The sequence below is a fragment of the Lysobacter soli genome (assembly GCF_003382285.1).
In the GTDB taxonomy this organism is placed as follows: Bacteria; Pseudomonadota; Gammaproteobacteria; order Xanthomonadales; family Xanthomonadaceae; genus Lysobacter_J; species Lysobacter_J soli.
This window is the reverse complement of record NZ_QTJR01000012.1, coordinates 14,300-39,905: the sequence shown is the minus strand read 5'-3', so window position 1 is coordinate 39,905 and position 25,606 is coordinate 14,300. Positions and strand designations below refer to the sequence as shown.

The window sequence follows — 25,606 nt, the reverse complement described above, 5'->3', positions numbered from 1 at the left end:
TCCCATCCGGCCCTGCCATGCGCCTTTCGCTCCCGCTTGCCGTCCTGTTCGCCATGTCCTTCAACCTCTCCGCCGCCGAAGCGCCGGCCACCGGCAAGACGGCACTGGTCATCCATGGCGGCGCCGGCTTCGTGCCGATGCAGTCGATCACGCCGAGCGAGCGCAAGGCGTACCACGAAGCGCTGAACCGCGCGCTCGACGCCGGCAACGCCGTGCTCAGCCGCGGCGGCACCGCGCTGGATGCGGTGACCGAAGCCGTGGTCGTGCTCGAGGACGCGCCGCAGTTCAACGCCGGCAAGGGTGCGGTGTTCAACGCGAAGGGCGGGCACGAACTCGACGCGGCGATCATGGAAGGCCACACGCGTCGCGCCGGCGCGATCGCGGGCGTCACCACCATCAAGAACCCGATCAAGCTCGCGCGCACGGTGATGGAAAAGAGCCCGCACGTGATGCTCGCGGGCGAGGGCGCGGAGGCGTTCGCGGACGAACATCCCGACATCCAGCGCGTGCCCAACAGCTACTTCGATACCGACAAGCGCCTGGAGCAGCTCAAGCGCGCGCAGGCGAAGGAAGCCAAGGAAGCCGCCGACGGCAAGCGCCAGGCCTTCGACGGCACGCTCGATCCGCCGACGTACCTGGGCACGGTCGGCGCCGTCGCGCTGGATTCGCAGGGGCACATCGCCGCGGCGACCAGCACCGGCGGCATGACGAACAAGAAGTGGGGCCGCGTCGGCGACGCGCCGATCATCGGCGCCGGCACCTGGGCCGACGAACGCTGCGGCGTCTCGGGCACGGGCTGGGGCGAGTTCTACATCCGCAACGCCGTCGCGCACGACATCTGCGCGCGCGTGGCCTATCGCGGCGATTCGCTGGAAGACGCGGCGAACGAGGTGGTCAACAGGATCGTGACCAAGGCCGGCGGCGACGGCGGTGCGATCGCGCTCGACCGCGACGGCAACATCGCGATGCCGTTCAACAGCGGCAGCATGTTCCGTGGATGGATCAAGCCCGACGGCAGCCGTGGGACGGCGATTCACGAAGGGGAGTGATGCTCCCGCCGAAGGCGGGGCCCCAGGCGCGTAGCGTTCGGGTTCTCTCGCTTCGCGATTGACCTTCCTGATCGTCATTCCAGCGAAAGCTGGAATCCATTTTGATTTTGGGCTGTGCGTGCACCGCGAGCGCGAGCAGCCCGCGCGCCCCGACCCTCACCCCAACCCCTCTCCCGCGAGCGGGAGAGGGGCTGAAGCATCGCGATCCGATCGCGAGATGGCGCGAGGCAGCGCTACGCCGTCAATCCCGCCTGCTGCTGCGACCACTCGTCCATGCGGCGCTTGAGTTCGTCCGGGTCCACGTCCTCGACGTGCGTCGCCAGGCTCCACTTGTGGCCGAACGGGTCGATCACCGTGCCCATCCGGTCGCCCCAGGCCTGGTTCTCCAGCGGGCGGTCGACCTTCGCGCCGGCCTTCACCGCGCGATCGAACGACGCATCCACGTCCGGCACGTAGATCACGAACGTCGCCGTCGCGCCGCCGCGGCGCTTCGGGCCGTAGGCATCCATGTCGGGCCATTCGTCAGACAGCATCAGCATCGAATCGCCGATGCGGATCTCGGCATGTCCGATCTTGTCGCCCATCGGCAGGCGGAACACCTCCTGCGCGCCGAGTGCATCGCGATAGAAATCGAGCGCGGCGACGGCGTCGTCGACGATCAGGTAGGGCGTGACGCTGTGGTAACCCTCGGGAGTGGTGGGGACACTCATTTCGACCTCCATGGACGTGGGCGGCGCGGGCGCGCCAGTGGGGAAACTCCGAAGGCGAACGCGATTGGCCGCTCAATGCGGCAGCTTGCTCGCCAGCAGGTCGACGCGGTCGATCTGCGGCGGCGAGGCGAGCAGGTCGCCGGCGCGCTCCGTCAGGGCGGCGGCGATGGGGCCGTCCAGGTGCGCCTGGCGGCCGGCCTCGGTGTCGAAGGTGTCGTAGATGCCGAAGGAGGTCGGCCCGAAGCGCAGCGCGAACCAGGTCCGCGTGCCGGGTTCGGCTTCGGCCAGCGGCAGGGCGCCGCGCAGGAAGCGCTCGACTTCCTCTTCCTTGCCCGGTTTGGCCTCCAGGCGGGCCAGCAACGCGCAGCGGGACATGGGCGCACCTCCGGGCGGGTCGGTCAGGCTACGGCCGGCGCCGCTAACGGGGCGCGAAAAACCTGCTACCGCTCCATGACACGGACGACCCCAACCAACGGCCCGGGTCGGTTCAGGGGTTTGTGGCAAAATCGGCCCCCTGCCGCGGCCCGTCCGCGACCTTTCCGTCCACGACCGCCTCCCATGCCGATCGCCGATCCGCTCCACGCCGTGTGCGCGCCCGCCGGGATCCCCGGCCGCGTGGCCGCCGTGCGCGGCCTCGTTCGCGCCGGGCAGGCGGCCTGAGTCCAACGCATGGCCGACGAATTCGGACACCTTCCGCGCGGCCCCGCGCGGATCGCCAAAGCCACCCAATGGTCGATGCAGGGCCTGCGCGCCGCATGGCTGCACGAATCGTCCTTCCGGCTGGAGGTGTACCTGTTCGTCATCCTGGCCCCGCTGGGCTGGTGGCTCGGGCAGACGCCGGTCGAACGCGTGCTGCTCATCGGCTCGATGATGCTGGTGCTCAGCGTCGAGCTGCTCAACTCGGCCGTGGAAGCGGTGATCGAACGCTACGGCCCGGAATTCCACGAACTGGCCGGCCGCGCCAAGGACATGGGCTCGGCCGCAGTGTTCGTGGTGATGATGAACGTCTTGCTGACCTGGGGCGCGATCGTGCTGCCCCGTCTGCTCTGATCAGGTAGGAACCGAAAGTGATCGAACTGCTGACCGACCCGCATGTGTGGCTGACCCTGGTGACCCTGAGCGCGATCGAGATCGTGCTGGGCATCGACAACCTTGTCTTCATCTCCATCGCGGTCAGCAAGCTGCCGTACGCGCAGCGCGAGAAGGCGCGCAAGTTCGGCATCGCGGTGGCGTGCATCACGCGTATCGCGCTGCTGCTCACGCTCGCATGGCTCGCCGGCCTGACCAACGACCTGTTCAACGTGCTGGGGCAGGGCATTTCGGTGCGCGACCTGGTGCTGATCCTCGGCGGCGCGTTCCTGCTGGTGAAGGGCACGATGGAGATCCGCGACCTCATCGTCGGTGAGGGCGAGGAAGAGGACATCCACACCAAGCCCAAGGCGTCGTTCATGGGCGTGATCGCGCAGATCGCGGTGATCGACATCGTCTTCTCGCTCGACTCGGTGATCGCCGCCGTCGGCATGGCCAACCACACGCCGGTGATGGTCGCCGCGATCCTGCTCGCCGTGGCCGTGATGCTGCTGGCGTCCAAGCCGCTGGGTCAGTTCATCGACCACAACCCGACGATCAAGATGCTGGCGCTGGCCTTCATCGTGCTGGTCGGTGTTTACCTGGTCGCCGACGGGTTCGAGATGCACATCCCGAAGGGCTACATCTACGGCGCGATGGGCTTTTCGGCGCTGGTGGAGTGCTTGAACCTGTGGGCCAAGCGCCGCGCGCAGCGTCGCCTGCAACCCGAATAACACGGGCGGCCCACGCGGTTGCCTTCGAACGGCCTTCCTCGCGGAAGGCCGTTTTCGTTTTCGACGCCGGCCGCTTCATGCAAGCCGGACGCCTTGGCCGTAACGCCTTCGTAACGGGTCGTCCAAGACCCTCATTGCTTCATGACCGCCCCGGTGCTGGAATGCCGGCCAATCGTCACGTCAGGAGTTCCCCATGGTCCGTCTGGTGCAAGCGTTCGTGCTGCTGGTGATGGTCGCCACCCTCAGCGGCTGCGGCTACAACACCATCCAGGAGAAGGACGAGGCGGCCAACGCCGCCTGGTCGGAAGTGCTCAACAACTACAAGCGCCGCGCCGACCTGGTGCCCAACCTGGTCGCCACGGTGAAGGGCTACGCCAGCCACGAGCAGCAGGTGCTGACGCAGGTGACCGAAGCGCGCTCGCGCGTGGGCAGCATCAACGTCAACGCGAACGATCCGGCCTCGCTCGCGCAGTTCCAGCAGGCGCAGGGCGAACTCCAGAGCGCGATCAGCCGACTGCTCGTGGTCAGCGAGAACTACCCGCAGCTCAAGGCCGACCAGAACTTCCTGCAGCTGCAGGCGCAGCTGGAAGGCACGGAAAACCGCATCACCGTGGCGCGCCAGCGCTTCATCCGCGCGGTGCAGGACTACAACACCACGATCCGCCGCTTCCCGGTGAACCTCACGGCGATGATGTTCGGCCACAAGACCCGCCCGAACTTCACGGTGGAGAACGAAGCGCAGATCCAGGAAGCGCCGAATGTCGATTTCGGTGCACCCGCGCAGCCGCAGCAACAGACCCCGCAAACGCCGCAGACCCCGCAGCCGCCGCAGCAGCCGGCGCCGTCGAACGGTTGATTCGTCGCATACGGGCCGGTCGCGATGTCGATGTCGCAACGTCTGTCGTCATTCCCGCACGTGCGCGGGAATGACGCGTCCGCACGCGCCACGCCGAACGCATGGCGTCGCCTGTTCGCGCTGATCGTGTTGGCGCTGTGCTGCGCGATCGCGAACGCGCAGGACCTCGCGGCAGTTCCGCCGCTCACGTCGCCGGTGGTCGACACGACCGGAACGCTCGACGCGGCGGCGAAGCAGCGGCTCGAAGCGCAGGCGCTCGCGTTGCAGCAGCGCAAGGGCAGCCAGTTGCAGGTGCTGATGGTGCCGACCACGGAGCCGGAAGACATCGCCGAGTACGCGGTGCGTGCGTTCGAGCAGTGGAAGATCGGCCGCAAGGGCGTCGACGATGGCGTGCTGCTGGTGGTCGCCAAGAACGACCGACGCGTGCGCATCGAAGTGGGCTACGGACTGGAGGGCGCGATTCCCGATGCGACGTCGGCGCGCGTGATCCAGGAATACCTCGTGCCGAAGTTCCGCAACGGCGACTTCGCCGGCGGCATCACCGACGCGACCGCCGCACTGGTCAAGCTGATCGACGGCGAACCCTTGCCTGCGCCGATGGCCGACCACCGCGCCGAACGCGGGCAGGGTAGCGGCAGCGGCTGGCTGGTCGCGCTGTTCGTGGCGTTCATCGTGGCGCAGGTCGTGCGCGGGATTTTCGGCCGCGCGCCGTCGATCGTGCGCGGCGTGCTCGGCGGCGCCGCGGCCGGCGGCGTGGCGTGGCTGATTTCGTCGCTGCTGGTGGTGGGCGGCATCGGCGCCTTCATCGGCTTCTTCTTCGGGCTGGCCTCGATGCCGACCGGCCGCTACGCGCGCGATCGCGGGTTCGGCGGGTGGGGTGGCGGCGGCTGGGGCGGCGGTGGATTCGGTGGAGGCGGGGGCTTCGGCGGCGGTGGCGGCTGGGGCGGTGGCGGTGGCATGAGCGGAGGCGGCGGCGCCTCCGGCAGCTGGTGAGGCGCACGCGATGAGGCTCTTCAAGCACCTGTTCGCGCCCTCGGCCAAGCGCCTGTTTCCGGGCGACAGCCTCAAGCGCATCACCGACGCGATCGCCGAGAGCGAGCGTCACCACACCGGCGAGATCTGCTTCGCCGTCGAACCCGCGCTCCATCCGCGCGCGGTGATGTCCGGTGTGCAGGCGCGCGACCGCGCGCACGAGGCGTTCGCCCAGCTGCGCGTGTGGGACACGCACGCCAACAACGGCGTCCTGCTGTATCTGTTGCTGGCCGATCACCGCATCGAGATCGTGGCCGACCGCGGCTTCCTCGGCCGGGTCAGCGACGAGCAGTGGCGCGGCGTCTGCCAGCTGATCGAGGAACGCCTGCGTGCCGGGGAGGCCGAGGCGGGCGTGCTGGCCGGCGTGTCGGCGCTCACGGACATCCTGGTCGAGCACTTCCCGCGCGAGGAAGGCACGCACGACGTCAACGAGCTGCCGGACCTGCCGTACGTGCTCTGATCCGCGAGGCCCTTGCCCCTTCACGGGCAAGCCGCATGCGACCGGCCTGCGGCACAATACGACGACGCCTTCCCGAGCCGCCGCATGACCGTCCTGCACCAGATCGACCCGATCGCCTTCCACCTCGGCCCGCTGCAGGTGCACTGGTACGGGATCATGTACCTGCTGGGCTTCGGTACGGCGTGGTGGCTGGGCCGGATGCGCGTGCGCGCCGGGCGCCTGCCGGGCGTCAACGAGCAGTCCTACGGCGACCTGCTGTTCTACGCGATGCTGGGCGTGGTGCTCGGCGGGCGCCTTGGCTACGTCTTCTTCTATTCCTTCTCCGACCTGCTGCGCGACCCGCTGATGCTGTTCCGCATCTGGGAAGGCGGCATGAGCTTCCACGGCGGTCTGCTCGGCGTCGTCGCCGCCGCGTGGTGGTGGTCGTGGAAGCACAAGCTGCACCTGATGGACACCGTCGATTTCCTCGCGCCGCTGGTGCCGCCGGGGCTGGGCTTCGGCCGACTGGGGAACTACATCGGCGGCGAACTCTGGGGCAAGTACACGCAGGCCGGCTGGGGCGTGGTATTCCCGCGGGCGGAAGCCGAACTGGCAGGCATGAACCTGCAGCAGTTGCAGGCGCAGTTCGCAACGGGCGCGCTGGATCGTTTCGCGCGTCACCCGTCGCAGCTTTACCAGGCGGCGCTGGAAGGCCTGACGATGTTCCTGCTGCTGTGGTGGTTCTCGAGCAAGCCGCGCCCGCGTTATGCGGTGTCGGGCCTGTTCGCGCTGCTGTATGGCTGCTTCCGCTTCCTCGTCGAGTTCGTCCGCGTGCCCGATGCGCAGATCGGTTATCTCGCCTTCGGCTGGTTGACGATGGGCCAGGTGCTGAGCCTGCCGCTGATCGCGCTGGGCCTGTTCTGGCTGTTCGTGTGGTCGCGCCGCCAGCCGACGCTGGAGCCGCAGCCGTTCGTGCCCGCGAAGTAACGAAAGGACATCCGCGATGAAGCAGTACCTCGACCTGCTGCGCCACGTGCTGGAACACGGCGCCGACAAGTCCGACCGCACCGGCACCGGTACGCGAAGCGTGTTCGGGTGGCAGATGCGGTTCGACCTGTCCGAAGGGTTCCCACTTGTCACCACCAAGAAGCTGCACCTGCGCTCGATCGTGCATGAGCTGCTGTGGTTCCTGCAGGGCGAGACGAACATCGCCTACCTGAAGGACAACAAGGTCTCGATCTGGGACGAATGGGCCGACGCCGACGGCGAGCTCGGTCCTGTGTACGGCAAGCAGTGGCGCAGCTGGGCGGGCGCCGACGGCGCGGAGATCGACCAAATCCGCTGGGTCGTCGACGAGATCAAACGCAATCCCGATTCGCGCCGGCTCATCGTCAGTGCGTGGAATGTCGCCGACCTGCCGCGCATGGCGCTGATGCCGTGCCACACGATGTTCCAGTTCTACGTCGCCAACGGAAAGCTCAGCTGCCAGCTCTACCAGCGCAGCGGCGACATCTTCCTCGGCGTGCCCTTCAACATCGCCAGCTACGCGCTGCTGACGCACATGGTGGCGCAGGTATGCGGGCTGGGCGTGGGCGATTTCGTGCACACGCTGGGCGACGCGCACCTGTATTCGAACCACTTCGACCAGGCGCGCGAGCAGCTGTCGCGGACGCCGCGCGCGCTGCCGCAGCTGCGGCTCAATCCCGAGGTGACGGACATCTTCGGCTTCACCTTCGACGACGTCGCCATCGAGAACTACGACCCGCTGCCGGCCATCAAGGCGCCGGTGGCGGTGTGACGATGAAGGTGAGCCTCATCGCCGCGCTCGATCGCCATAACGCGATCGGCCGCGACAACGATCTGCCGTGGCGGCTGCCGGACGACCTCAAGCGCTTCAAGGCGCTCACGCTGGGCAAGCCGGTGCTGATGGGCCGCAAGACCGCGCAATCGCTGGGCCGCGCGCTGCCGGGGCGGCGCAACCTGGTGCTGACGCGGTCGGGCGTTGTGCCGTTCGAGGGGATGACCGCGGTTTCGTCCATCGACGAAGGCGTGCGCATCGCGCAAACCGACGGTGCCGACGAGCTGTGCGTGATCGGTGGCGGCGAGGTGTATGCGCTGACGCTGCCGATCGCGACGCATCTGCTCCTGACGCATGTCGACACGCAGGTCGATGGCGCCCACGCGTTCTTCCCGGACTTCGATGCGACGCAGTGGCGTGTGGTCTCGCGCGAACGGCACGAGGCCGATGCGAAGCATGCGTTCGCGTTCGAGTTCGTGGATTACGTGCGGGCTTGATGGTTCGCGCCTCAGCTTGCAGGCGGCGCACGTAATTCCGACACCGTCATCCCGGCGAAGGCCGGGACCCAGGCCGGCAACGCGCGGGCACGCTCGTTTCGGTGACCCACAGCATCGTCATTCCAGCGAAAGCTGGAATCCATCTTGCTTCCGCGGTTTCTGAGGTGCGAAGCAACAACGCAGCGCTGTGCTGCAACGTTCGTTCACCGGTACGGCTTCGTTGCCCCCACCCCAACCCCTCTCCCGTGGGGAGAGGGGCTAAGCGCAAGCGCTCAGTCGCGATCCTGATCCGCAGTCGCCTTCGGCGCAGCGGCCTGCGCTTCGTTGCGCGGCCCCTGTTGGCCGTTCGGGTGCGGCGGACGTCCGTGGTGGCGACGCTGCTGTCCGTTGTGGTTCGGACGCGGGCGTTGCGCGCGCTTGTCGTCGCCGTGGTACGGCGGGCGCGGACGTGGCGGCTGGGCTGGGACGTCGCGGCCCGGCGCCTGCACGATGCGCAGCTCGTCGGTGTCCAGCTGCAGCGCGGTGAGCTTTCCGCCCCAGACCGCGCCGGTGTCGATGGCGTGCACGCCGTGACCGATGAACAGGCCCAATGTCGACCAGTGGCCGCACACGATCTTCAGGTCGCGCTCGACGCGCCCCGGGACCTCGTACCACGGATACAGGCCGACCGGCTGCGTGCCCGGCGCGCCCTTGTCCTCGAACGAGATGCGTCCGCGCGGCGTGCAGTAACGCATGCGCGTGAACACGTTGATGATCGCGCGATGGCGGTCGATGCCGGCGAGCTTCGGGTGCCACGCCGGCTTGTCGCCGTACATGTTCTTCAGCAGGCGGCGGAACTGGTCGCCGTGCAGGCGCTCCTCGATCTCGCGCGCGAAGCGCTCGGCCATCTGCGTGGTCCACTGCGGCGCGAGCGCGGCGTGCACCATCATCCAGCCGAGCGAGCGGTCCACGTGCACCAGCTTCTGCATGCGCAGCCAGTCGAGCAGCACGTCGCGGTCCTCGGCGAGCACGATGCGCTGCAGGTCGGGGTTGACCTTGCGCTGCTCGTCCTCGCGACGCTCGCCGATCGCCAGCAGCGACAGGTCGTGGTTGCCCAGCACGACGGTGCTGTGATCGCGCAGCGAATGCACCAGCCGCAGCGTCTCCAGCGACTGGCCGCCACGATTGACCAGGTCGCCGCAGAACCAGAGGCGGTCGCGCGCCGGATCGAAGTTGATGCGCTCGAGCAATCGCTGCGTCGCGTCGTAACAGCCCTGCAGGTCGCCGATGGCCCAGATGCTCATGGCGTGCCCGTCAGTGCAGCGTGCGGGGCACGGACAGCGTGAAGGCGGGAATCGGCGTCTCGAACGGCGTGCCGTCGTCGCCGACCATCGTGTAGGTGCCTTCCATCATCCCGTGCGTGGTTTCGAGCACGGCGCCGGAGGTGTATTCGAAATCGTCGCCCGGACGCAGCCACGGCTGTTCGCCGACGACGCCTTCGCCCTCGACTTCCTGCACCTTGCCGTTGCCGTCGGTGATCAGCCAGTGGCGGCGCGTGAGGCGCGCGGCCTCGCTGCCGCTGTTGCGGATGCTGATGGTGTAGGCGAAGACGTAACGGTCCTGGCCCGGCTCGGACTGGCTGTCGAGGTAACGGGTCGCCACGGTGATGTCGAAGGAATAGTCGGTACTGCGGTTCATGCGGACAGTGTAGGGGCTGCGGTGCGCGATAGGTCAACGCGCCGTGGAGAACGCGTTGCCGCGGGCGTCACGCGTTGCGCTGGCGCGCGAGCGAATTGGCCAGCCGCACGAAATCGGCGACCTCGATCTGTTCGGCGCGCGCACCGGGGCGCACGCCGGCGGCCTCGATCGCGGCGGCATCGCACTGGTTCGACAGCGCGTTCCGCAGCGTCTTGCGGCGCTGGCCGAAGGCGTCGCGCACCACGGCCGAATACAGCGCGTGATCGTCGATGCCGATCGACTCGGGTGCGCGCGGCACCAATCGCACCACGGCCGAGTCCACTTTCGGCGGCGGACGGAACGCGCCCGGCGGCACGTCGAACAGCGGCGTCACGTGGCAGTACGCCTGCAGCATCACGCCCAGGCGCCCGTACACCTTGCTGCCCGGGCCGGCGGCCATGCGGTCGACGACTTCCTTCTGCAGCATGAAGTGCATGTCGCGGATCGCCGATGCATGTTCGAGCGCATGGAACAGGATCGGCGAAGACAGGTTGTAGGGCAGGTTGCCGACCAGGCGGATCTGTCCGCCCTCGTCGCCGGCGTTGCGCGCCAGCGCGGTGAAATCGACGGTGAGCACGTCGCGATGGATCACTTCGAGCGTGCCGTGCGCACGCGCGGCTTCGGTCAGCGGGAAGATGAGGTCACGGTCGAACTCGATGACCGTCAGTTCCTTGTGGCGATCGAGCAGCGGGAAGGTGATGGCGCCCTGGCCGGGGCCGATCTCGACGAGGCGATCGCCGGGCCGGGGATCCACGGCGAGCACGATGCTGTCGATGATCCCGCGATCGGTCAGGAAATGCTGGCCGAGGTGCTTCTTGGCGGGCTCGGTGAAATGGGGGCTGCGCGTGCTCATGCGGGCATCATGCCGGGATCTGGCGGGCGTCGATTCGGGTGCGTGCGATGCGGGCGCAGGTATCGGCCGCCGCGAACAGGCTGGACGGGTCGGCGGTGCCGTGTCCGGCCAGTTCCAGCGCGGTCCCGTGGTCGACCGCGACGCGCGGGTAGGGCAGGCCCAGGGTGAGGTTCACCGCGCGCTCGAAGCCGCTGAACTTGAGCACCGGCAGGCCCTGGTCGTGGTACATCGCGACCACGGCATCGAAGCCGCGCAGCTTGGCCGGCAGGAAGGCGGTGTCGGCCGGCAGCGGGCCGATCAGCCGCATGCCGCCCTCACGCAGCGTCGCAAGCAACGGCTCGATGACTTCGATCTCCTCGCGCCCCAGATGCCCGGCTTCACCCGCATGCGGGTTGAGGCCGAGCACGGCGATGACGGGGTCGGCGATGCCGAAGTCGTGGCGAAGGGCGTCGTGCGTGATACGCAGCGTGCGTTCCAGCACCGGCGCGGTGATCGCGTCGGCGACCTCGCGCAACGGCAGGTGCGTGGTGGCCAGCGCGACACGCACGACGTCGTTGGCCAGCATCATCACGACCTCGCGGCCGGCCTGCTCGGCGAGCAGCTCGGTCGTGCCGGTGTAGGCGATCCCGCCCTCGTTGATCACCGCCTTGTGCACGGGGCCGGTGACCACGCCGGCGAAGCGACCGTCGAGGCAACCCTGCGCGGCGTCGCGAAGCGCGCCGATCACGGCGGCGGCGTTGCGCGGATCGGGCTGGCCGAAGGCCGGAACGACGGCGTTGGGAATATCGACCACAGCCAGTTCGCCTGGCTGCGTCGCGGGCTCGTCCGGGCCGAGCAGGCGCAAGGGCAGCGAAAGCGCTTTAGCCGCCGTCTGCAGCGTACGCGCGTCGGCGAAGGTCGTCAGGGAGTAATCGCGGGAGCGCTGCGCCAGTCGGACGCAGAGCTCGGGACCGACACCCGCCGGCTCGCCCGGCACCAGCGCGAGCCGAACAGGGGTCATGTCCGGCTCGCTCAGCCGTTGCTGGCCGGAGCGGCGGAGGTAGCTTCGGCGTCGGCGGTCTTGCCGACGCGCACGTCGACGAAGGCTTCGCCGCGCATTTCGCGCAGGAAGCGGTTCCACTCGTCTTCCAGCTTGCGGCGGCCGATCGTTTCCTGGACCTGCGCGCGGCGGTTGCGCTCGCCGACGTCGGCTTCGCGCGTGGCTTCCAGCTTGATCAGGTGGTAACCGGCCTGGGTGCGGATCGGCTGCGACACCTGGTTCGGCTGGAGGCCGGCGACGGCGTTGCCGAATTCGGGGCCGAATTCGTCGCGCGTGAACCAGCCCAGCTCGCCGCCCTTCGGCGCGGAGCTCTGGTCCTGCGAGTTCTCCTGCGCGAGCAGGGCGAAGTCGGCGCCGCCCATCAGGCGGGCCTGCAGGGTTTGCGCCTGCGCCTTGGCCTTGGCGTCGTCGACCGAATCGCTGGTGCGGATCAGGATGTGGCGCGCCTGGTACTGCGTGACCATGTTCGGGCCGGCCTGCGAGGCGTCGCGCACCTCGACGAGCTTGAGCAGCTGGAAGCCGCTCGGGCCACGGATCGGATCGGTGACCTGGCCGGGCGACATGTTGCGCATCAGCGAGGCGAACGCGTTCGGGATTTCATCGACGCTGCGCCAGCCCAGGTCGCCGCCTTCCAGCGCGTTCGGGCTGTCGGAATAGCGCACCGCCGCGGCGGAGAAGTCCATCTCGCCCTTGTCGATCAGCGCCTTGACGCCTTCGACCTTCTTCTGGGCGGTCGCGATCTGCTCGGCCGTCGCGCCTTCCGGCAGCGCCACGAGGATGTGCGCGAGGTGGTACTGCGCGCCCTGGTTCGCCTGCGCGGCCATGGCGGCATCGACCTCGGCCTCGCTGACCGACACGCGGCTCTGCGCGAAACGCTGGCGCAGGCGCTGGATCAGGAGTTCGTCGCGGATCGAGTTGCGGAAATCGGTGTACGGGGTGCCTTCGCGCGCCAGCTGCTGGCGGAGCTGCTCGGGCGAGACGCGGTTCTGCTGGGCGATGCCGGCGATGGCCTGCTCGACTTCCTGGTCGGTCACGCGCACGCCGGTGCCCTGGGCGCGGGCGACCTGCAGCTTCACCAGGACCAGGCGCTCGAGCACCTGGCGCTGGAGCACGTCGCGCGGCGGCAGCTGGTTCTCGCGTCCTGCGTACTGGGCCAGGATGTTGTTCACCGCGCGATCCAGCTCGGTCTTGAGGATCACGTCCTCGTCGACGATGGCGGCGATGCCATCGATCGGCTCGACGGAGGCCGCGGTCTGGGCCAGGGCGGTCGCGCCGGGCAGGACGGCGCCGGAGAGCACCGCGACGGCAAGGGCGGACGCGAGTAGTTTCTTCATAGGGTCGGGTCGGGGGTGGATTCGACTTGGCCGCTGCCGCTGTTCAGGCGTTGCGTGGACGTGGGCGGCACGAGATAGAGGTCGTCGCGGTCGTAGCCGAGGATACCACGGCGCAGGACCCGCTCCGTGTTCTGGCCCGCGGAGCCCAGGCCCTTCAGCTCGAATTCGAACATGATGCGGGTGTCCAGTTCACCGTCGCGATTACGCAGGTATCGGCGGCCGACGAGGCGCGCGGCCAGGCAGCAGCTTTCCCATTGGACACCGGCGATGGTCTCCAGTTCCTTCTTGTCCAGGATCGAGTAGTAGTAGCGTCCGACGACGCTCCAGGTCTCGTTGATCGGATAGAGGAAGGAGAAGTCGGCCTGCTCCAGCTGGTCGCGCAGCTCCGGCGGATCGATGTCCTGGCGGAAGGCGGCGTTGCGGCGATAGCGGTAGCCGAGGTTCACGACGCCGCCGCGTTCGAACAGGTAACGCACGCGGGCGCTGACGAAGTCCTCGCCGCGGTACTTCGGGTTCCAGATGTAGGTCGCGCCGAGGTTCCAGCGGTCGTTCGGCGAGACGCTGGCATCGGCGACCCACGCCGACTTGCCCGATTCGATCGTGGTCTGGTTCGGCAGCGTGACGCGGCTGTCGTCGAAGTACTGGATCTGGCCGATGCTGGCGGCCAGACGCTCGCGACCGTCTTCCTCGCTGATGAAGCGCGTGGTGAGGGCGGCGGTCAGCTGGTTGGCGTCCATCTGCCGGTCCGCGCCGGTATAGCGGTTGTCGCGGAACAGCTGGCCCCAGCTGAAGGTCATCGGGCCGGTATCAAAGACCGGGAAGTTGTCCTGGTTCCGGTACGGGACGTTGAGGTAGTACAGGCGCGGTTCGAGCGTGTGCAGGTAGCTCGTGCCACGGAAGGTGGTGTTGCGGTCGAAGTACAGGCCGGCGTCGACCGACGTGATCGGCAGGCTGCGGGTTAGGTTGCTGTCCTGGAACCGCGCGGGATCCACCGGGCCGCCATTGCGCTGCGCGAACTCTTCGGCGCGGCTCTGCGCGTTGCCGTCCAGCTGGTACGCCGTGTAGCGCCAAGCCAGTTTCGGTCGGATGAACCAGCTTGCGCCTTCCAGCGGCATCGTCACGAACGGCTTCACGTCGATGCGCGTGCCGCCGAGGAATTCCTGGTGCTCGAAGCGCGCGCCTTCGGCATCCACGCCGGCCTGGAGCCACGGCATGAACGGCTGCGCCCAGCTGAAATAGGCACGTGGCAGGCGATCGAAGGGAAGGTTGACCTCGCTCAGCGTGTAGTCGGCCAACTGGTAGTGGTCGGCCATGACGCCGCCGGACCAGTAGCGGCCGCGGCCGTACACGCCCGCATCGCTGCGGATCGAATACTGCGAGATCCCGTACAGGCTGCTGCTGAAATCCTCGAAGTAGTGGGTGTCGCTGACCCAGCCGAGGTTGGTATTGGCGTACCAGGCGCTGTTGATGTTGTGCGTTGCAGACAACGCGAACTGGCCGCGGTTCTTCTCCGGCAGGCTCGACACCGGGAAGCCGACTTCGGGATTGAGGTAGCGGTCGGGCTCATCGCCCGGCAGCTTGTCGCTCGGCATCCAGTTTCCGTAGACCTCGCCCTTGCCGCGTTCGTACAGCCAGCGGAACTCGGCGCCGAGCAGTCCGCCGCGATCAGCCATGATGCGCGGGTAGAGCGTGGCGTCGTAGTTCGGCGCGAGGTTGAGGTAGATCGGCTGCTTGTAGTCGAAGCCATTGCGGCCGGACAGCGAGAGCTGCGGGTACAGCAGGCCGGTGCGTCGCTGGTCGTCGACCGGAAACATGAACCACGGCACGTAGAGGACCGGCACGCTGCCGATGCGCACGGTGGCATTGCGTGCCACGCCCATGCCCTTGGCGGTGTCGATCTCGATGCGGCTTGCACGCAGTTCCCACGCACGCTGGTTCGGCGCGCAGGTCGAGTACGTAGATCCGACCAGCCGTCCGCGCGCGCCTTCCAGTTCGATGCGCTCGGCGCCGCCGTTGCCGCGACGCTGGGTGAGCTGGTACTGCACGTCCTCGATGCGGTGGCGGTCGGCGTTCTGGTCGCCTTCGGCGCGCTCGGCGAGGATGCGCATGCCGCTGTCCTGGTAACGCACATTGCCCACCGCGCTGTAGCGACCGGTTTCGGCGTTGTAGGTGAGCTTGTCCGTGCCCAGGAACTGGTCGCCACGATTCAGGCGTACGTTGTCCTGCACGACGATGTCTTCGGCGGTACCCGCGCGCTCAAGCTGTCCGCCGTCGATGTCGGTCGGTTCGCTGCCGCGGTTCTCGATGCCGCCCACCGGAGCGGGGGCATCCTCGAACACGGGAACCACGTCGATGATCGGGCACAGGCCCCAGTTGTCCTCATCGCCGTCGGCAGCGTACGCCGGCAGGGCCAGCGCGATGCACAGCGACAACGGGAGCAGTCGGAGGGGTCGGTGCACTCGGGATCCGTGATCGTCGGCGTTCAGGAAAACGGGGTCGCTAGCTTGCCGTATCCCTTGCAAGGGGGCAACGCGAGCACCATCTTGCTCCCGGCACTGTTCATTTCCGCGTCAAGACAGGAGTGGCCCATGTCCCAGCAGCCTTCTACCGACACCGCGCCGGTCTGCCGGACCGACGACGAATGGCGCGAGCGCCTGAGCCCGGAGCAGTTCGCGGTGTGCCGCTGTTCGGCCACCGAACGCGCCTTCACCGGCCGCTTCTGGAACCACAAGGAAGCCGGCACCTACACCTGCGTCGCGTGCGGGACGCCGCTGTTCTCGTCCAAGGCGAAGTACGACTCCGGCAGCGGCTGGCCGAGTTACTGGGAGCCGGTGTCGAAGGACGCCGTCACCGAGCACGTGGACGAAAGCCACGGCATGCGCCGCGTGGAGATCAAGTGCGCGCGCTGCGATTCGCACCTGGGCCACGTGTTCCCCGACGGCCCGCCGCCGACCGGCCTGCGATACTGCATCAACTCGGCATCGCTGGAGTTCACGCCCGACAAGTGACCGTCGGGCGCAGGCTCAGTCGAGCAGCGCACCCACGTGCGCGACGCTGGCTTCGCGCAGCGCGGCCAGGTCGTAGCCGCCTTCAAGCATCGATACGACGCGACCGTCGCCATGCCGTTTCGCGATGGCGACGAGCTCGCGCGTGATCCACTCGTAATCGCCGCTCTCCAGTTCGATCTGCGCCAGCGGGTCGCGCTTGTGCGCGTCGAATCCGGCGGAGATGAAGAGCAGCTGCGGACGGAAGGAATCGAGCGTCGGCAGCAGGCGTTCGCGCCAGATGCGGCGGAAGCCATCGCTGTCGCAGCCCGGCGGCAGCGAGGCGTTGACGATGTTGCCGACGCCGCGTTCGTTGGCGTAGCCGGTGTCCGGATACAGCGGCATCTGGTGTGACGACAGGTACATCACGCGAGCATCGGTATCGAAGATCGCCTGCGTCCCGTTGCCGTGGTGAACGTCGAAATCGACGACCGCCACGCGCGACAGGCCGTGCTTGTCGCAGGCGTGTGCTGCGGCGACGGCGATGTTGTTGAACAGGCAGAAGCCCATCGCGGCCGACGGGGTTGCGTGGTGACCGGGTGGCCGCACCGCGCAGAACACGCGGCGTACTTCGCCGTGCATCACCGCATCCACCGCGGCGATGCCGGCGCCGGCCGCGCGCAGCGCGGCCTCGGCCGAACCAGGGGCGAGTACGGTATCCGGATCCAGCGCCATCGGGCCGTCGACCGGCGTGTCGAGCACCAGCGCGAGCAGCGCATCGTCGTGCACGCGCAGCAGTTGCCCGCGGCTCGCACGCGGCGCCTCTTCCCAGTGAAGGGCGTCCGGAAACGCCTCGCGCAGCGCTTCGGTTACGGCGACCAGCCGCAACGGACGCTCCGCATGGCCCGGTCCGGGATCGTGGCGCGTGCACGCCGGGTGGGTGTAGATGCGCATGGCGCGCGGCGCGTCAGGCCTTGCGCCGCTCGTGGTTCCACAGCACTTCGCCGTGGCCGCTGGCACGCGCGAGCACGCGGGCCAGCACGAACAGCAGGTCGGACAGGCGGTTGAGATAGCGCACCGCTTCCGGACGTACGTCCTCGATGCGCGAGAGCGACACCGCCTCGCGTTCGGCGCGACGCACCACGGTGCGTGCGACGTGGCAGCGCGCCGCTGCTTCGCCGCCGCCGGGCAGGATGAAATCCTTCAGCGGCGGGAGCGGTTCGTTGAAGGCGTCGAGCTGCTGTTCCAGGCGTTCGATGTCGGCATCGAAGATCGCCGCATGCCCCGGAATGCACAGTTCACCACCGAGGTCGAACAGCTGGTGCTGCACGGTGGTGAGCAGGGCGCGGACGTCCTCCGGGACATCAGCGGCGAGCACCAGGCCGATGCACGAATTGGCTTCGTCCACCGTGCCGTAGGCGGCGACGCGGTCGGAGTCCTTGGCGACGCGGCTGCCGTCGCCGAGGCCGGTCGTACCGTCGTCGCCGGTGCGGGTGTAGATCTTCGAGAGGCGGTTGCCCACGCGGCGAGGCCGCTTACACCGTCTGCGCGCGCAGCGCCGGGACGCGGCGGCGCAGCAGCGCAAAGCCGCCGAACAGCAGCGCGGCGTAGAACAGCGTGCCCAGCAGCGTCCACTGGAAGAACGGCAGCGCCGCGGCGTAGCACGGTGCCAGGCCGATCATGCACGACGGGTGCGCGGTCATCGGCGTGGCGGTTGCCCACACGGCGAAGTTGGTCACCACGAAGAACAGCACCGATCCCATCAGCGAGTAGCCCAGCACGCGCGCGCCGTTGACGCGGCCGCGCAGGCCGAAGCCCAGCACCGCCGACAGCGCGATGCAGGCGTAGACCGACAGCCACGTCGCCAGGTAGGCCGGGCTGGTGAAGTGTTCGAAATACGTTCCGCCCAGCGTGAGGCCGAGGATCAGGTCCGACACCAGCATCGCCACCAGCGGCACGGCGACGGCCATCGCGCGCGAGGCGAAGTAGGCGCCACCGAACAGCGCGACCGCTTCGACCGGCGAGAAATTCGGCGGATGCGGCAGCAGGCGCGTGAGCGCGGCGACCACGATCATGCCGATGAGCACCAGCGGGCCGGGCGCGAACAGGCTGGAAGCGGACGGGCCGGAGGTGGCAGGCGAGGCGGAAACGGGACGGTTCATCGTGTTCGGGTCTTGAGAAGGTCACGGCCTTCAGGAACGGCTAGCATAGCGCAATGCCTGTCGCGGCCCCCTCAAATCCGCCCTCCGGCGCGCCCGGAGACTCCCCCGCCCAAGGTTCGACCCGAGACGTCCACGATGTCCTCATCGTAGGCGGTGGCCTGGTCGGTGCCAGCCTGGCGATCGCGCTGGAACGCCTCGGCCTTCACGTGGGCCTGGTCGAAGCCACGCCGCCCGGCGCGCTGCCGCCGGTGTTCGACGAGCGCAACCTCAGCTTCGCCGAAGCCACCATCAACGCGCTGACCGCGCTGGGCGTGATGCAGAAACTGCGTGCGCCCACCGGTGCGATCGCGCGCATCCACATCAGCCGGCGCGGCGATTTCGGCCGCAGCCTGCTCGAGGCCTCGCGCTATGGACGCACCGAGTTCGGTCGCGTCGTGGTCGCGCGCGATTTCGGCGACGCGCTCGAAGCGCGGCTTGCAGAGGCCGCGCGCCTGGTGCGGCATCGCCGGGTGCGTTTCCTCGGGTTCGCCGAAAGCACCGACGATGTGCGCGCCATCCGCGTGGCCGACGCCGACGGCGAACGCCTGCTGCATGCGCGGCTCGTTGTCGCGGCCGACGGCACGCGCAGCGGCGTGCGCGACGCGCTGGGCATCGGCGTGGACGAGCACGATTACGGACAGATGCTGTTCGTCACGCGCGTGCGCGGCTCGCGCGCACCAGACGGCACCGCATACGAACGGCTGACCGGCGACGGTCCGACCGCGCTGCTCCCGCGCGGCGATCGTCATTACGGCCTGATCCACGCCGTCGCCCGCGAAGAGGCCGGCGACGTGGCGGCACTCGACGAAGCCGGCTTCCTCGCGCGCGCGCAGGAGGTGTTCGGCTGGCGCGCGGGGCGCCTTCTTTCATGCGGGCCGCGCAGCTCGCATCCGGCGATCCGTCTCGTCGCCCAGCGGACCGTCGCGCCGCGCGCCGTGCTGGTCGGCAACGCCGCGCAGACGATCCATCCGATCGGCGCGCAGGGCTTCAACCTCGGCCTGCGGGACGCGCTCACGCTGGCCGAACTCATCGCCGATGCACGCGCGCAGGACTCGCACGCCGACTGCGGAAGCGACGCCCTGCTGCAGCGATACGCCGAGCGTCGTCGCGAAGATCGCGAGCGCACCATCGGTTTCTCCGATGGCCTCGCGCGGCTCACCGCCAATGACGCGTCGCTGCTTCGTCCGTTGCGCAGCCTGGGGCTGTTCGCGGTGGATCGCGTCGCTTCGGCGCAATCGTTCCTGGTCGGTGGCGCGATGGGCTATCGCGGCGACGTGCCGGCGCTGTGCCGCGAGGTGCGCGCATGAGCCGCCGCGGATCGGGGTTCGACGTGATCGTCGTCGGTGCCGGCGTGGTCGGCGCAGCGGCGGCGCTTGCATTCGCGCGTGACGGCTTGCAGGTCGCGCTCGTCGAAACGCGCCAGCCGCCCGCATGGCAGAAGCTGCCGACCGATTCCGACCGCATCGACCTGCGCGTCTATGCATTCGCACCGGACAACGCGGCGCTGCTCGATGACCTGGGCGTGTGGCGTGGTGTCGCCGACGCGCGCCTGCAGGCGTACCGCGCGATGCGCGTGTGGGACGCCGCCGGCGGCGGCGAACTTACGTTCGATGCCGACGCCTTCGGTCGTCGCGAACTGGGCTGGATCGTCGAACACGCGCTGCTCGTCGATCGCCTGTGGCACGCGCTGCCCGGTGCTGGCGTGCAGGTGCATTGCCCGGACAGCGTGGTCGCCCTGGAGCAGGACGAGAGTGGCGCCACGGTCGTGCTCGAAAGCGGGATTTCGCTGCGCTCGAAAATCGTGGTCGCCGCCGATGGCGCGGAGTCGAAGCTGCGCTCGCTCGCAGGCATCGAAGCGCCACGCCACGACTATGGCCAGCGTGGGCTGGTGGCGTTCGTCGAAAGCGGGAAGCCGCACCGGTCGACGTGCTGGCAGCGCTTCCTGTCGACCGGGCCGCTCGCTTTCCTTCCGTTCGACGATGGCCATGTCAGTTCGATCGTGTGGACGTTGCCGGATGCCGAAGCGCAGCGTCTGCTCGACGTGGACGCCGCCGCGTTCCTGCGCGAGCTGGACAACGCGTTCGCCGGAACGCTCGGCGAGTCCAGAGGCGTGTCGCGCCGTGCGGCGTTCCCGCTGCGGCTGCAGCTGGCGCAATCGCTCGCGTCCGGTCGCGTCGCGCTGGTCGGCGATGCCGCGCATGCGGTGCATCCGCTCGCGGGGCAGGGCGTGAACCTCGGTTTGCGTGATGTCGCAACGTTGCGGCGCACCCTCGCCGATGCACGCTCGCGCGGGCTGGACCTCGCGGCGCGACTGCCGCGCTGGGCGCGTGCGCAGCGCAGCGAGAACGCGCTGTCCGCGCATGCGTTCGACGGCATCAATCGCCTGTTCTCGAACGATTCGGTCGCCGCGACGCTGTTGCGCGGGCCGCTGCTGGGTCTGGCCGGCAAGTTGCCGCCGCTGACGCACGCGTTCTGGCGCCACGCCGCCGGCCAATAAAGCGAACCCCTCCCGGCCTGGGAGGGGTTCGCCGTCGCCCGCGGTTTCGATGGATCACTTACCGCCGGCAAGCTCCGCCTTGGTGATGCGGCCGTCGTGGTTCGCGTCGATCTTGTTGAAGTCGGCCGAGATCGTCGTCTCGCTGCTGACCTCCGTCTTGCTCAGCGAGCCATCGCGGTTCGCATCGAGCGCTTCGAAGTTCACCTTGTTGGCCAGCGTCGAGTTCGGCGGGCTGGAAGTCGCATGGACTTCCTGCTTCGGCTGCGCGCCGGTATAGGCCGGTGCCGGCGCCGGCGCCGGAGCGGGCTGCGGATAGGCCTGCTGCACTGCGCTGTCGGCCGAGGCCTGCGCCTGCAGGCTCGCGCTCGTGGCGGCGCTGGCCGCCTCGCGCGCTTCAGCCGCGCCCTGCTTCGGATTGGCCGAGCTCTGAGCGGCGGACTGCGCGCTGCGCGCGTCGTGCGCCGCGTTGACCGCCTGGTTGGCAGCCTTGTTGGCCGCATCGGCCTGCTGGTTGATCGTGGTGTAAACGCCGCCGCTGACGCTGGTCGCCTGACGCGCGGTCTCTGCGCTGGCGCGCGCCGCTTCGGCCTGGTCGGAAGCGACCTCGGCGGCCGCCTCGGCCTGCACCTTCGACTTGGCCGGCTCGCCCTGCGTACGTTGTGCCGCGGCGGGACCGGCGACGCCGAGCACGGCGACGAGCGCGATCGCGAGCAGCGTGGGATTGGAGTGATGCGTGGACTTCATGTCATTGGACCTCGCTGGTGGGACGGGCCGACGCTAGTCCCGCCCGGATCAACCGCAGGTCAAATCCGGTCGCGCGCATGAAAGCGCGACACCGGACGTTCATCCACGTGAGTGCAGCGTCATCGCGCGGTCGAAGGCGGCGTCGCGAACACCGTGATCTCCTCGCGGTCGTGGTACAGCTGACGCGCGCGCACCAGCAGCGGCTTGCCGGCGCCTTCCTCGAACAGCGATAGGCACAGGCGCGTTTCGTCCCAGCGCTTCTTCATCGGCAGCTTGAGGTTGAAGATGGCGTGCCTGCACCAGCCTTCGCGGAACCAGGTGCCCATGCGTTCGGCGACGCGACGCGGCTGTTCGACCATGTCGCACACCATCCAGTCCAGCGGCGCGCGCGGCTGCCAGTGGAAGCCGTCCTCGCGCAAATGCTCGACGCGGCCGCTTTCGAGCAGGTGCTCGCGCAACGGCCCGTTGTCGACCGAGATCATCTTCAAACCCTGGCGCACCATCACCCAGGTCCAGCCGCCGGGCGCGGCGCCGAGATCCGCGCCGCGCATGCCTTCACGAAACAGGCGCTCGCGTTCCTTCTCGGTCATCAGCACCATCAGCGCTTCTTCCAGCTTCAGCGCGGAACGGCTGGGGGCGTCGGCGTGCATGCGCAGGCGGGGGATACCGAGCGGCCACGGCGCGCTGTCGCCGGCTTCGCCGACCGCGAGCAGCACGTGGTCGCCGGCGAGGAAGACGACATGCAGCCGCGCGCGCCGCGAATCGTCGAACTGCTTGAGCCAGCCGTTCTTCCGCAGCACCGGACGCAGCGCGTTGCCGAACGCACGCGCCAGGCCCGCAAGCGGCTTGGCTTCGTCCGAATCGGGATGCTCGACCCACAGCTCGCCGAAGGTGTGCGCGTTGCCCAGCGTGGTTTCGAGCGCGCGCAGGATTGGCGTGATGCGGTCCTTCGGGTCGAGGTCGCGAAGTTCGGCGATCCGCGTGAGCTTCTGCCGCGCGAAGATCAGCGACTGGAAGGGAAGCGCCTGGCTCAGCGCTCCGGCGTCGGCGCCAAGGAATTCGACGAAGCCGCTGTTTCGTTCGGTCCGCGCATAGCCCGGATGACCGGCGTGCGCGGCGCGTTCGTTGAGTTCGGCCGCGAGTTCGGGCTCGAAGCCGGGGCGGCAGTAGCAGAGCAGGGCGTCGCCTGGCGTGGTCATGAGGGTGCGTGCGTCAGTAACGCTCGCCGCCGGACTCGCCGTACGCGCGCAGCACATCGCGTGCGAGGTCGCGATGCACGTCGCGCACGACTTCGATCCCGCGGCGTTCGAGTTCGCCGATCCAGTCCGCCGGCAGCGGGCCTTCGTCGAATTCGGTAAGCGTTTCGACGTCCTCGCTGCGCGCGCCGATGACCAGGCGATCGACGCCGGCCCAGATCGTCGCGCCATAGCATTGGCAGCACGGCTGCGACGAGGTCGCCAGCGTGATGGGGCCGAGCCGCTCGCCGATCGCGTCCTCGTTCAGGCGCGGGCGCTGCGTGCGCTGCTGGGCGAGCATGTAGGCCATCGTTTCGGCGTGCGCGAGCGAGCAGGTGTGCGGCAGTACGCGGTTCACGCCGACGGAGATGATGCGCTCGTCCGGCCCGAACACCGCCGCGCCGAACGGCCCGCCGCTTCCGGCCTCGATGTTCATGCGCGACAGCGCGATGGCGAGTTCGACCTTGGCGGCGTCGCCGACGTACAGGCGCTGCGTATCGACCGACTCGTGCACCCATGCCGGCAGCGTGAGATGAACCTGCGCGTAGAGCATCAGTGCACCGCTTCCACTTCGGCGATCTTGTCCTTGCACTGGCCCTGCTCGCACGTGCAACCCTCGATGGCCTTGAAGCCGCACATCGCCATCATGCCCTTGCGCGCGCACTCGGCCTTGACGCCCTCCGGATCGGTCGGGCTGTTCGCGTTGACGCATGCGGGCTTGGCGCCGCAGCAGTTGCCGACGTTCTTCACCGCGCAGTCGGCATCGGTCTTGCAGCTGAAATCGAGTTTGACGGGCGTGCCGGCCGGCTCGGCCTGGCGCTCCTTCGGCGCAGGCTCAGGGGCCCGTGCGCGCGTTGGCTGGGGTGCGGTGGCCTGCGCCGCATCCGCTGCAGGCGTGGCGGCGATCGCGTTCTCGGAATGCGGCGCGCACGCGGCGAGCGCGAGCAGGGACGAAACCAGCAGTGCGGTCAGCAGGCGGCGCATGGCGTGCTCCTTGTCGATCAGCCCTTCGTGGTCCAGGTGTCGCGCAGCGTGACGCTGCGGTTGAACACCGGCGCGTCGCTGCGGTGATCGAAGCGGTCGGCCACGAAGTAGCCGATGCGCTCGAACTGGAACGACTGCTCCGGGTTCGCGTTCGCCGCCGCCGGTTCGACGTAGCCGGTGACGGTGCGACGCGAGTCGGGGTTCAGGTAATCCTTGTACGTCTTGCCGCCTTCGTCGTTGTCCGGATCGGGCACGAGGAACAGGCGGTCGTACAGGCGCACTTCGGCCTTCACCGCGTGCTTCGCGCTCACCCAGTGGATCGTGCCCTTGATCTTTCGATCGGCGCCGGCCATGCCGGGGCGCGATTCGGGATCGAGTTCGCCGCGGATCTCCACGACCGTGTCGCCGTCCTTGATCACTTCATCGCAGCGGAAGATGCCGGCTCCGCGCAGGCGCACTTCGCCGCCCGGGATCAGGCGCTTGAAGCCCTTCGGCGGCACTTCCTCGAAGTCCTCGCGCTCGATCCACAGCTCGTTGGAGAACGGAACGCTGCGCGTGCCGGCGCTCTCGTCCTTGGGATGGTTCGGGAACGTCAGCGATTCCTCGTGCGTCGCCGACAGGTTGGTGATGACCAGCTTCAGCGGATCGATCACCGCCATGCGGCGCTGCGCCGCGGCGTCGAGGTCGTCGCGCAGCGCGCCTTCGAGGATGGAGATGTCGAGCAGCGAGTTCTGCTTGCTGATGCCGACGCGGTCGACCATCAGGCGCAGCGCGCTCGGTGTGTAGCCGCGGCGGCGGATGCCCTGCAGCGTCGGCATGCGCGGATCGTCCCAGCCATCGACCAGACCTTCGTTCACCAGCGCCAGCAGCTTGCGCTTGCTCATCACCAGGTAGTTGAAGTTCAGGCGCGAGAACTCGATCTGGCGCGGCTTGCTGGCTTCCTTCGGGTAGCCCTTCGACAGCACCGGTTCGAGCAGCTCCGGCGAATTCGCCAGGTCCACCTTGTCCACGCACCAGTCGTACAGCGGGCGATGGTCCTCGAATTCCAGCGTGCACAGCGAATGCGTGATGCCTTCGACCGCGTCGCTGAGCGAGTGCGCGAAGTCGTACATCGGGTAGATCGGCCATTCGCGGCCGGTGTTCTGGTGCTCGACGTGCTTGATGCGGTACAGCGCGGGATCGCGCAGGTTCATGTTGCCGCTGGCCATGTCGATCTTCGCCCGCAGCGTGCGCGTGCCGTCCGGGAACTCGCCGGCGCGCATGCGACGGAACAGATCAAGGTTTTCCTCGACGCTGCGGTTGCGGAACGGCGACTCGCGGCCCGGCTCGGTCAGGGTGCCGCGGTATTCGCGCACCTGTTCCGGCGTGAGATCGCACACGAACGCGTCGCCCTGACGGATCAGCTTCTCGCCGGCGAGGTAGAGCACGCCGAAGTAGTCCGAGGCGTGGCGCAGGTCGTGCCACTCGAAGCCGAGCCAGCGCACGTCGTCCTGGATCGCGCGGACGTACTCCGGGTCTTCCTTCACCGGGTTGGTGTCGTCCAGGCGCAGGTTGCAGTCGCCGCCGAACTCCGCCGCGATGCCGAAGTCCAGGCAGATCGCCTTGGCGTGGCCGATGTGCAGGTAGCCGTTGGGCTCGGGCGGGAAACGCGTGCGGATCGCCTGGTGCTTGCCGCTGGCCAGGTCCTCGCGAACGATCTGCCGGATGAAGTCCTGCTTCGCGGGTGCGGCGGACTCGGGGGCGGACGGATTGGCGGGAGCGGCGTGGTGGGGCGTAGCGGACATGCTTGAGCCAGGGCGGGGAAGACCGGCAAGTTTAGCCGGTGCGGCCGGTCCC

At 68.6% G+C, this 25,606-nt stretch carries 28 protein-coding genes; 12 read left to right on the top strand and 16 right to left on the bottom strand.

What is annotated here, in order from left to right:
* The first annotated feature begins 17 nt into the window (after window positions 1–17).
* Window positions 18–1,049, top strand: coding sequence for an isoaspartyl peptidase/L-asparaginase family protein (locus DX912_RS14830; protein ID WP_115843659.1), 1,032 nt, complete (start codon window positions 18–20; stop codon window positions 1,047–1,049).
* Between the two features lie 233 nt (window positions 1,050–1,282).
* On the opposite strand, the gene DX912_RS14825 is transcribed toward DX912_RS14830, so the two are convergent.
* Window positions 1,283–1,759, bottom strand: a complete 477-nt coding sequence (locus tag DX912_RS14825; protein ID WP_115843780.1) for a VOC family protein — start codon at window positions 1,757–1,759, stop codon at window positions 1,283–1,285.
* Between the two features lie 72 nt (window positions 1,760–1,831).
* Complete coding sequence (locus tag DX912_RS14820; protein WP_115843657.1) at window positions 1,832–2,134, bottom strand: putative quinol monooxygenase; 303 nt, start codon at window positions 2,132–2,134, stop codon at window positions 1,832–1,834.
* A 294-nt stretch (window positions 2,135–2,428) separates the two neighbouring features.
* Between DX912_RS14820 and DX912_RS14815 the strand changes: the two genes are divergently transcribed.
* The 8 genes from DX912_RS14815 (at window position 2,429) to DX912_RS14780 (ending at window position 8,183) form a co-directional block, all read left to right on the top strand.
* A complete protein-coding gene (locus DX912_RS14815) occupies window positions 2,429–2,809 on the top strand; it encodes a diacylglycerol kinase (RefSeq protein ID WP_115843655.1) in 381 nt (126 codons plus the stop codon).
* A gap of 17 nt (window positions 2,810–2,826) precedes the next feature.
* Entirely contained in the window at window positions 2,827–3,561 is a 735-nt protein-coding gene (locus DX912_RS14810) for a TerC family protein (RefSeq protein WP_115843653.1), read from the top strand.
* A gap of 193 nt (window positions 3,562–3,754) precedes the next feature.
* Window positions 3,755–4,417, top strand: a complete 663-nt coding sequence (locus tag DX912_RS14805; protein ID WP_115843651.1) for a LemA family protein — start codon at window positions 3,755–3,757, stop codon at window positions 4,415–4,417.
* A gap of 30 nt (window positions 4,418–4,447) precedes the next feature.
* Entirely contained in the window at window positions 4,448–5,410 is a 963-nt protein-coding gene (locus tag DX912_RS14800; RefSeq protein WP_181902853.1) for a TPM domain-containing protein, read from the top strand.
* Window positions 5,411–5,420: 10 nt separating this feature from the next.
* Complete coding sequence (locus DX912_RS14795; protein WP_115843647.1) at window positions 5,421–5,909, top strand: TPM domain-containing protein; 489 nt, start codon at window positions 5,421–5,423, stop codon at window positions 5,907–5,909.
* 84 nt (window positions 5,910–5,993) lie between these two features.
* Complete coding sequence (gene lgt / locus DX912_RS14790) at window positions 5,994–6,875, top strand: prolipoprotein diacylglyceryl transferase (RefSeq protein ID WP_115843645.1); 882 nt, start codon at window positions 5,994–5,996, stop codon at window positions 6,873–6,875.
* Window positions 6,876–6,891: 16 nt separating this feature from the next.
* On the top strand, window positions 6,892–7,686 hold the full coding sequence (locus DX912_RS14785; RefSeq protein ID WP_115843643.1) for a thymidylate synthase: 795 nt from the start codon (window positions 6,892–6,894) through the stop codon (window positions 7,684–7,686).
* Window positions 7,687–7,688: 2 nt separating this feature from the next.
* A complete protein-coding gene (locus DX912_RS14780) occupies window positions 7,689–8,183 on the top strand; it encodes a dihydrofolate reductase (protein WP_115843641.1) in 495 nt (164 codons plus the stop codon).
* 272 nt (window positions 8,184–8,455) lie between these two features.
* Here the strand turns inward: DX912_RS14780 and DX912_RS14775 are convergent, their stop codons facing one another.
* The 6 genes from DX912_RS14775 to lptD all read right to left on the bottom strand — a co-directional run bounded on the left by DX912_RS14775 (window position 8,456) and on the right by lptD (window position 15,584).
* The gene (locus DX912_RS14775; protein WP_233433605.1) at window positions 8,456–9,466 is read right to left on the bottom strand and encodes a symmetrical bis(5'-nucleosyl)-tetraphosphatase; all 1,011 of its coding nucleotides are present in this window, start codon (window positions 9,464–9,466) and stop codon (window positions 8,456–8,458) included.
* Window positions 9,467–9,476: 10 nt separating this feature from the next.
* Window positions 9,477–9,860, bottom strand: coding sequence for a Co2+/Mg2+ efflux protein ApaG (gene apaG / locus DX912_RS14770; RefSeq protein ID WP_115843639.1), 384 nt, complete (start codon window positions 9,858–9,860; stop codon window positions 9,477–9,479).
* 67 nt (window positions 9,861–9,927) lie between these two features.
* The gene (gene rsmA / locus DX912_RS14765; RefSeq protein WP_115843637.1) at window positions 9,928–10,752 is read right to left on the bottom strand and encodes a 16S rRNA (adenine(1518)-N(6)/adenine(1519)-N(6))-dimethyltransferase RsmA; all 825 of its coding nucleotides are present in this window, start codon (window positions 10,750–10,752) and stop codon (window positions 9,928–9,930) included.
* A gap of 7 nt (window positions 10,753–10,759) precedes the next feature.
* Complete coding sequence (gene pdxA, locus DX912_RS14760; protein ID WP_115843635.1) at window positions 10,760–11,752, bottom strand: 4-hydroxythreonine-4-phosphate dehydrogenase PdxA; 993 nt, start codon at window positions 11,750–11,752, stop codon at window positions 10,760–10,762.
* 11 nt (window positions 11,753–11,763) lie between these two features.
* Window positions 11,764–13,125: a peptidylprolyl isomerase gene (locus DX912_RS14755; protein WP_115843633.1), complete on the bottom strand. Its 1,362-nt coding sequence runs from the start codon at window positions 13,123–13,125 to the stop codon at window positions 11,764–11,766.
* Entirely contained in the window at window positions 13,122–15,584 is a 2,463-nt protein-coding gene (lptD, locus tag DX912_RS14750) for an LPS assembly protein LptD (protein ID WP_115843631.1), read from the bottom strand. The genes DX912_RS14755 and lptD overlap by 4 nt, the downstream gene beginning before the upstream one ends.
* 129 nt (window positions 15,585–15,713) lie before the next feature.
* Here lptD and msrB point away from each other — a divergent pair, with 129 nt between their 5' ends.
* Window positions 15,714–16,133: a peptide-methionine (R)-S-oxide reductase MsrB gene (gene msrB / locus DX912_RS14745; protein ID WP_115843629.1), complete on the top strand. Its 420-nt coding sequence runs from the start codon at window positions 15,714–15,716 to the stop codon at window positions 16,131–16,133.
* 15 nt (window positions 16,134–16,148) lie between these two features.
* Here the strand turns inward: msrB and DX912_RS14740 are convergent, their stop codons facing one another.
* The 3 genes from DX912_RS14740 to DX912_RS14730 are packed head-to-tail and all read right to left on the bottom strand — an operon-like array spanning window position 16,149 to window position 18,271.
* Window positions 16,149–17,063: a histone deacetylase family protein gene (locus DX912_RS14740; protein WP_115843627.1), complete on the bottom strand. Its 915-nt coding sequence runs from the start codon at window positions 17,061–17,063 to the stop codon at window positions 16,149–16,151.
* Between the two features lie 13 nt (window positions 17,064–17,076).
* Complete coding sequence (locus DX912_RS14735; protein ID WP_115843625.1) at window positions 17,077–17,631, bottom strand: cob(I)yrinic acid a,c-diamide adenosyltransferase; 555 nt, start codon at window positions 17,629–17,631, stop codon at window positions 17,077–17,079.
* 13 nt (window positions 17,632–17,644) lie between these two features.
* Window positions 17,645–18,271 (bottom strand): DUF6580 family putative transport protein, encoded by a 627-nt coding sequence (locus tag DX912_RS14730; RefSeq protein ID WP_198173813.1) that lies wholly within the window; start codon window positions 18,269–18,271, stop codon window positions 17,645–17,647.
* Window positions 18,272–18,324: 53 nt separating this feature from the next.
* On the opposite strand from DX912_RS14730, the gene ubiH reads away from it, so the two are divergent.
* Together ubiH and DX912_RS14720 are read left to right on the top strand one after the other, a co-directional pair.
* Complete coding sequence (gene ubiH / locus DX912_RS14725; RefSeq protein ID WP_115843623.1) at window positions 18,325–19,617, top strand: 2-octaprenyl-6-methoxyphenyl hydroxylase; 1,293 nt, start codon at window positions 18,325–18,327, stop codon at window positions 19,615–19,617.
* Window positions 19,614–20,807: an FAD-dependent oxidoreductase gene (locus DX912_RS14720; RefSeq protein ID WP_115843776.1), complete on the top strand. Its 1,194-nt coding sequence runs from the start codon at window positions 19,614–19,616 to the stop codon at window positions 20,805–20,807. The genes ubiH and DX912_RS14720 overlap by 4 nt, the downstream gene beginning before the upstream one ends.
* Window positions 20,808–20,861: 54 nt before the next feature.
* On the opposite strand, the gene DX912_RS14715 is transcribed toward DX912_RS14720, so the two are convergent.
* The 5 genes from DX912_RS14715 to DX912_RS14695 all read right to left on the bottom strand — a co-directional run bounded on the left by DX912_RS14715 (window position 20,862) and on the right by DX912_RS14695 (window position 25,554).
* Window positions 20,862–21,551 (bottom strand): EF-hand domain-containing protein, encoded by a 690-nt coding sequence (locus DX912_RS14715; protein WP_115843621.1) that lies wholly within the window; start codon window positions 21,549–21,551, stop codon window positions 20,862–20,864.
* Window positions 21,552–21,670: 119 nt separating this feature from the next.
* On the bottom strand, window positions 21,671–22,750 hold the full coding sequence (gene rlmM, locus DX912_RS14710) for a 23S rRNA (cytidine(2498)-2'-O)-methyltransferase RlmM (protein ID WP_115843619.1): 1,080 nt from the start codon (window positions 22,748–22,750) through the stop codon (window positions 21,671–21,673).
* 13 nt (window positions 22,751–22,763) lie between these two features.
* Window positions 22,764–23,339 carry a nucleoside deaminase gene (locus tag DX912_RS14705; protein ID WP_115843617.1) on the bottom strand — a complete coding sequence of 192 codons (576 nt, stop codon included), beginning with the start codon at window positions 23,337–23,339 and terminating at the stop codon, window positions 22,764–22,766.
* Window positions 23,339–23,770 (bottom strand): hypothetical protein, encoded by a 432-nt coding sequence (locus tag DX912_RS14700; RefSeq protein WP_115843615.1) that lies wholly within the window; start codon window positions 23,768–23,770, stop codon window positions 23,339–23,341. Before DX912_RS14700 ends, DX912_RS14705 begins: the two co-directional genes overlap by 1 nt.
* 17 nt (window positions 23,771–23,787) lie before the next feature.
* Window positions 23,788–25,554, bottom strand: coding sequence for a glutamine--tRNA ligase/YqeY domain fusion protein (locus DX912_RS14695; protein WP_115843613.1), 1,767 nt, complete (start codon window positions 25,552–25,554; stop codon window positions 23,788–23,790).
* Between the last annotated feature and the right edge of the window lie 52 nt (window positions 25,555–25,606).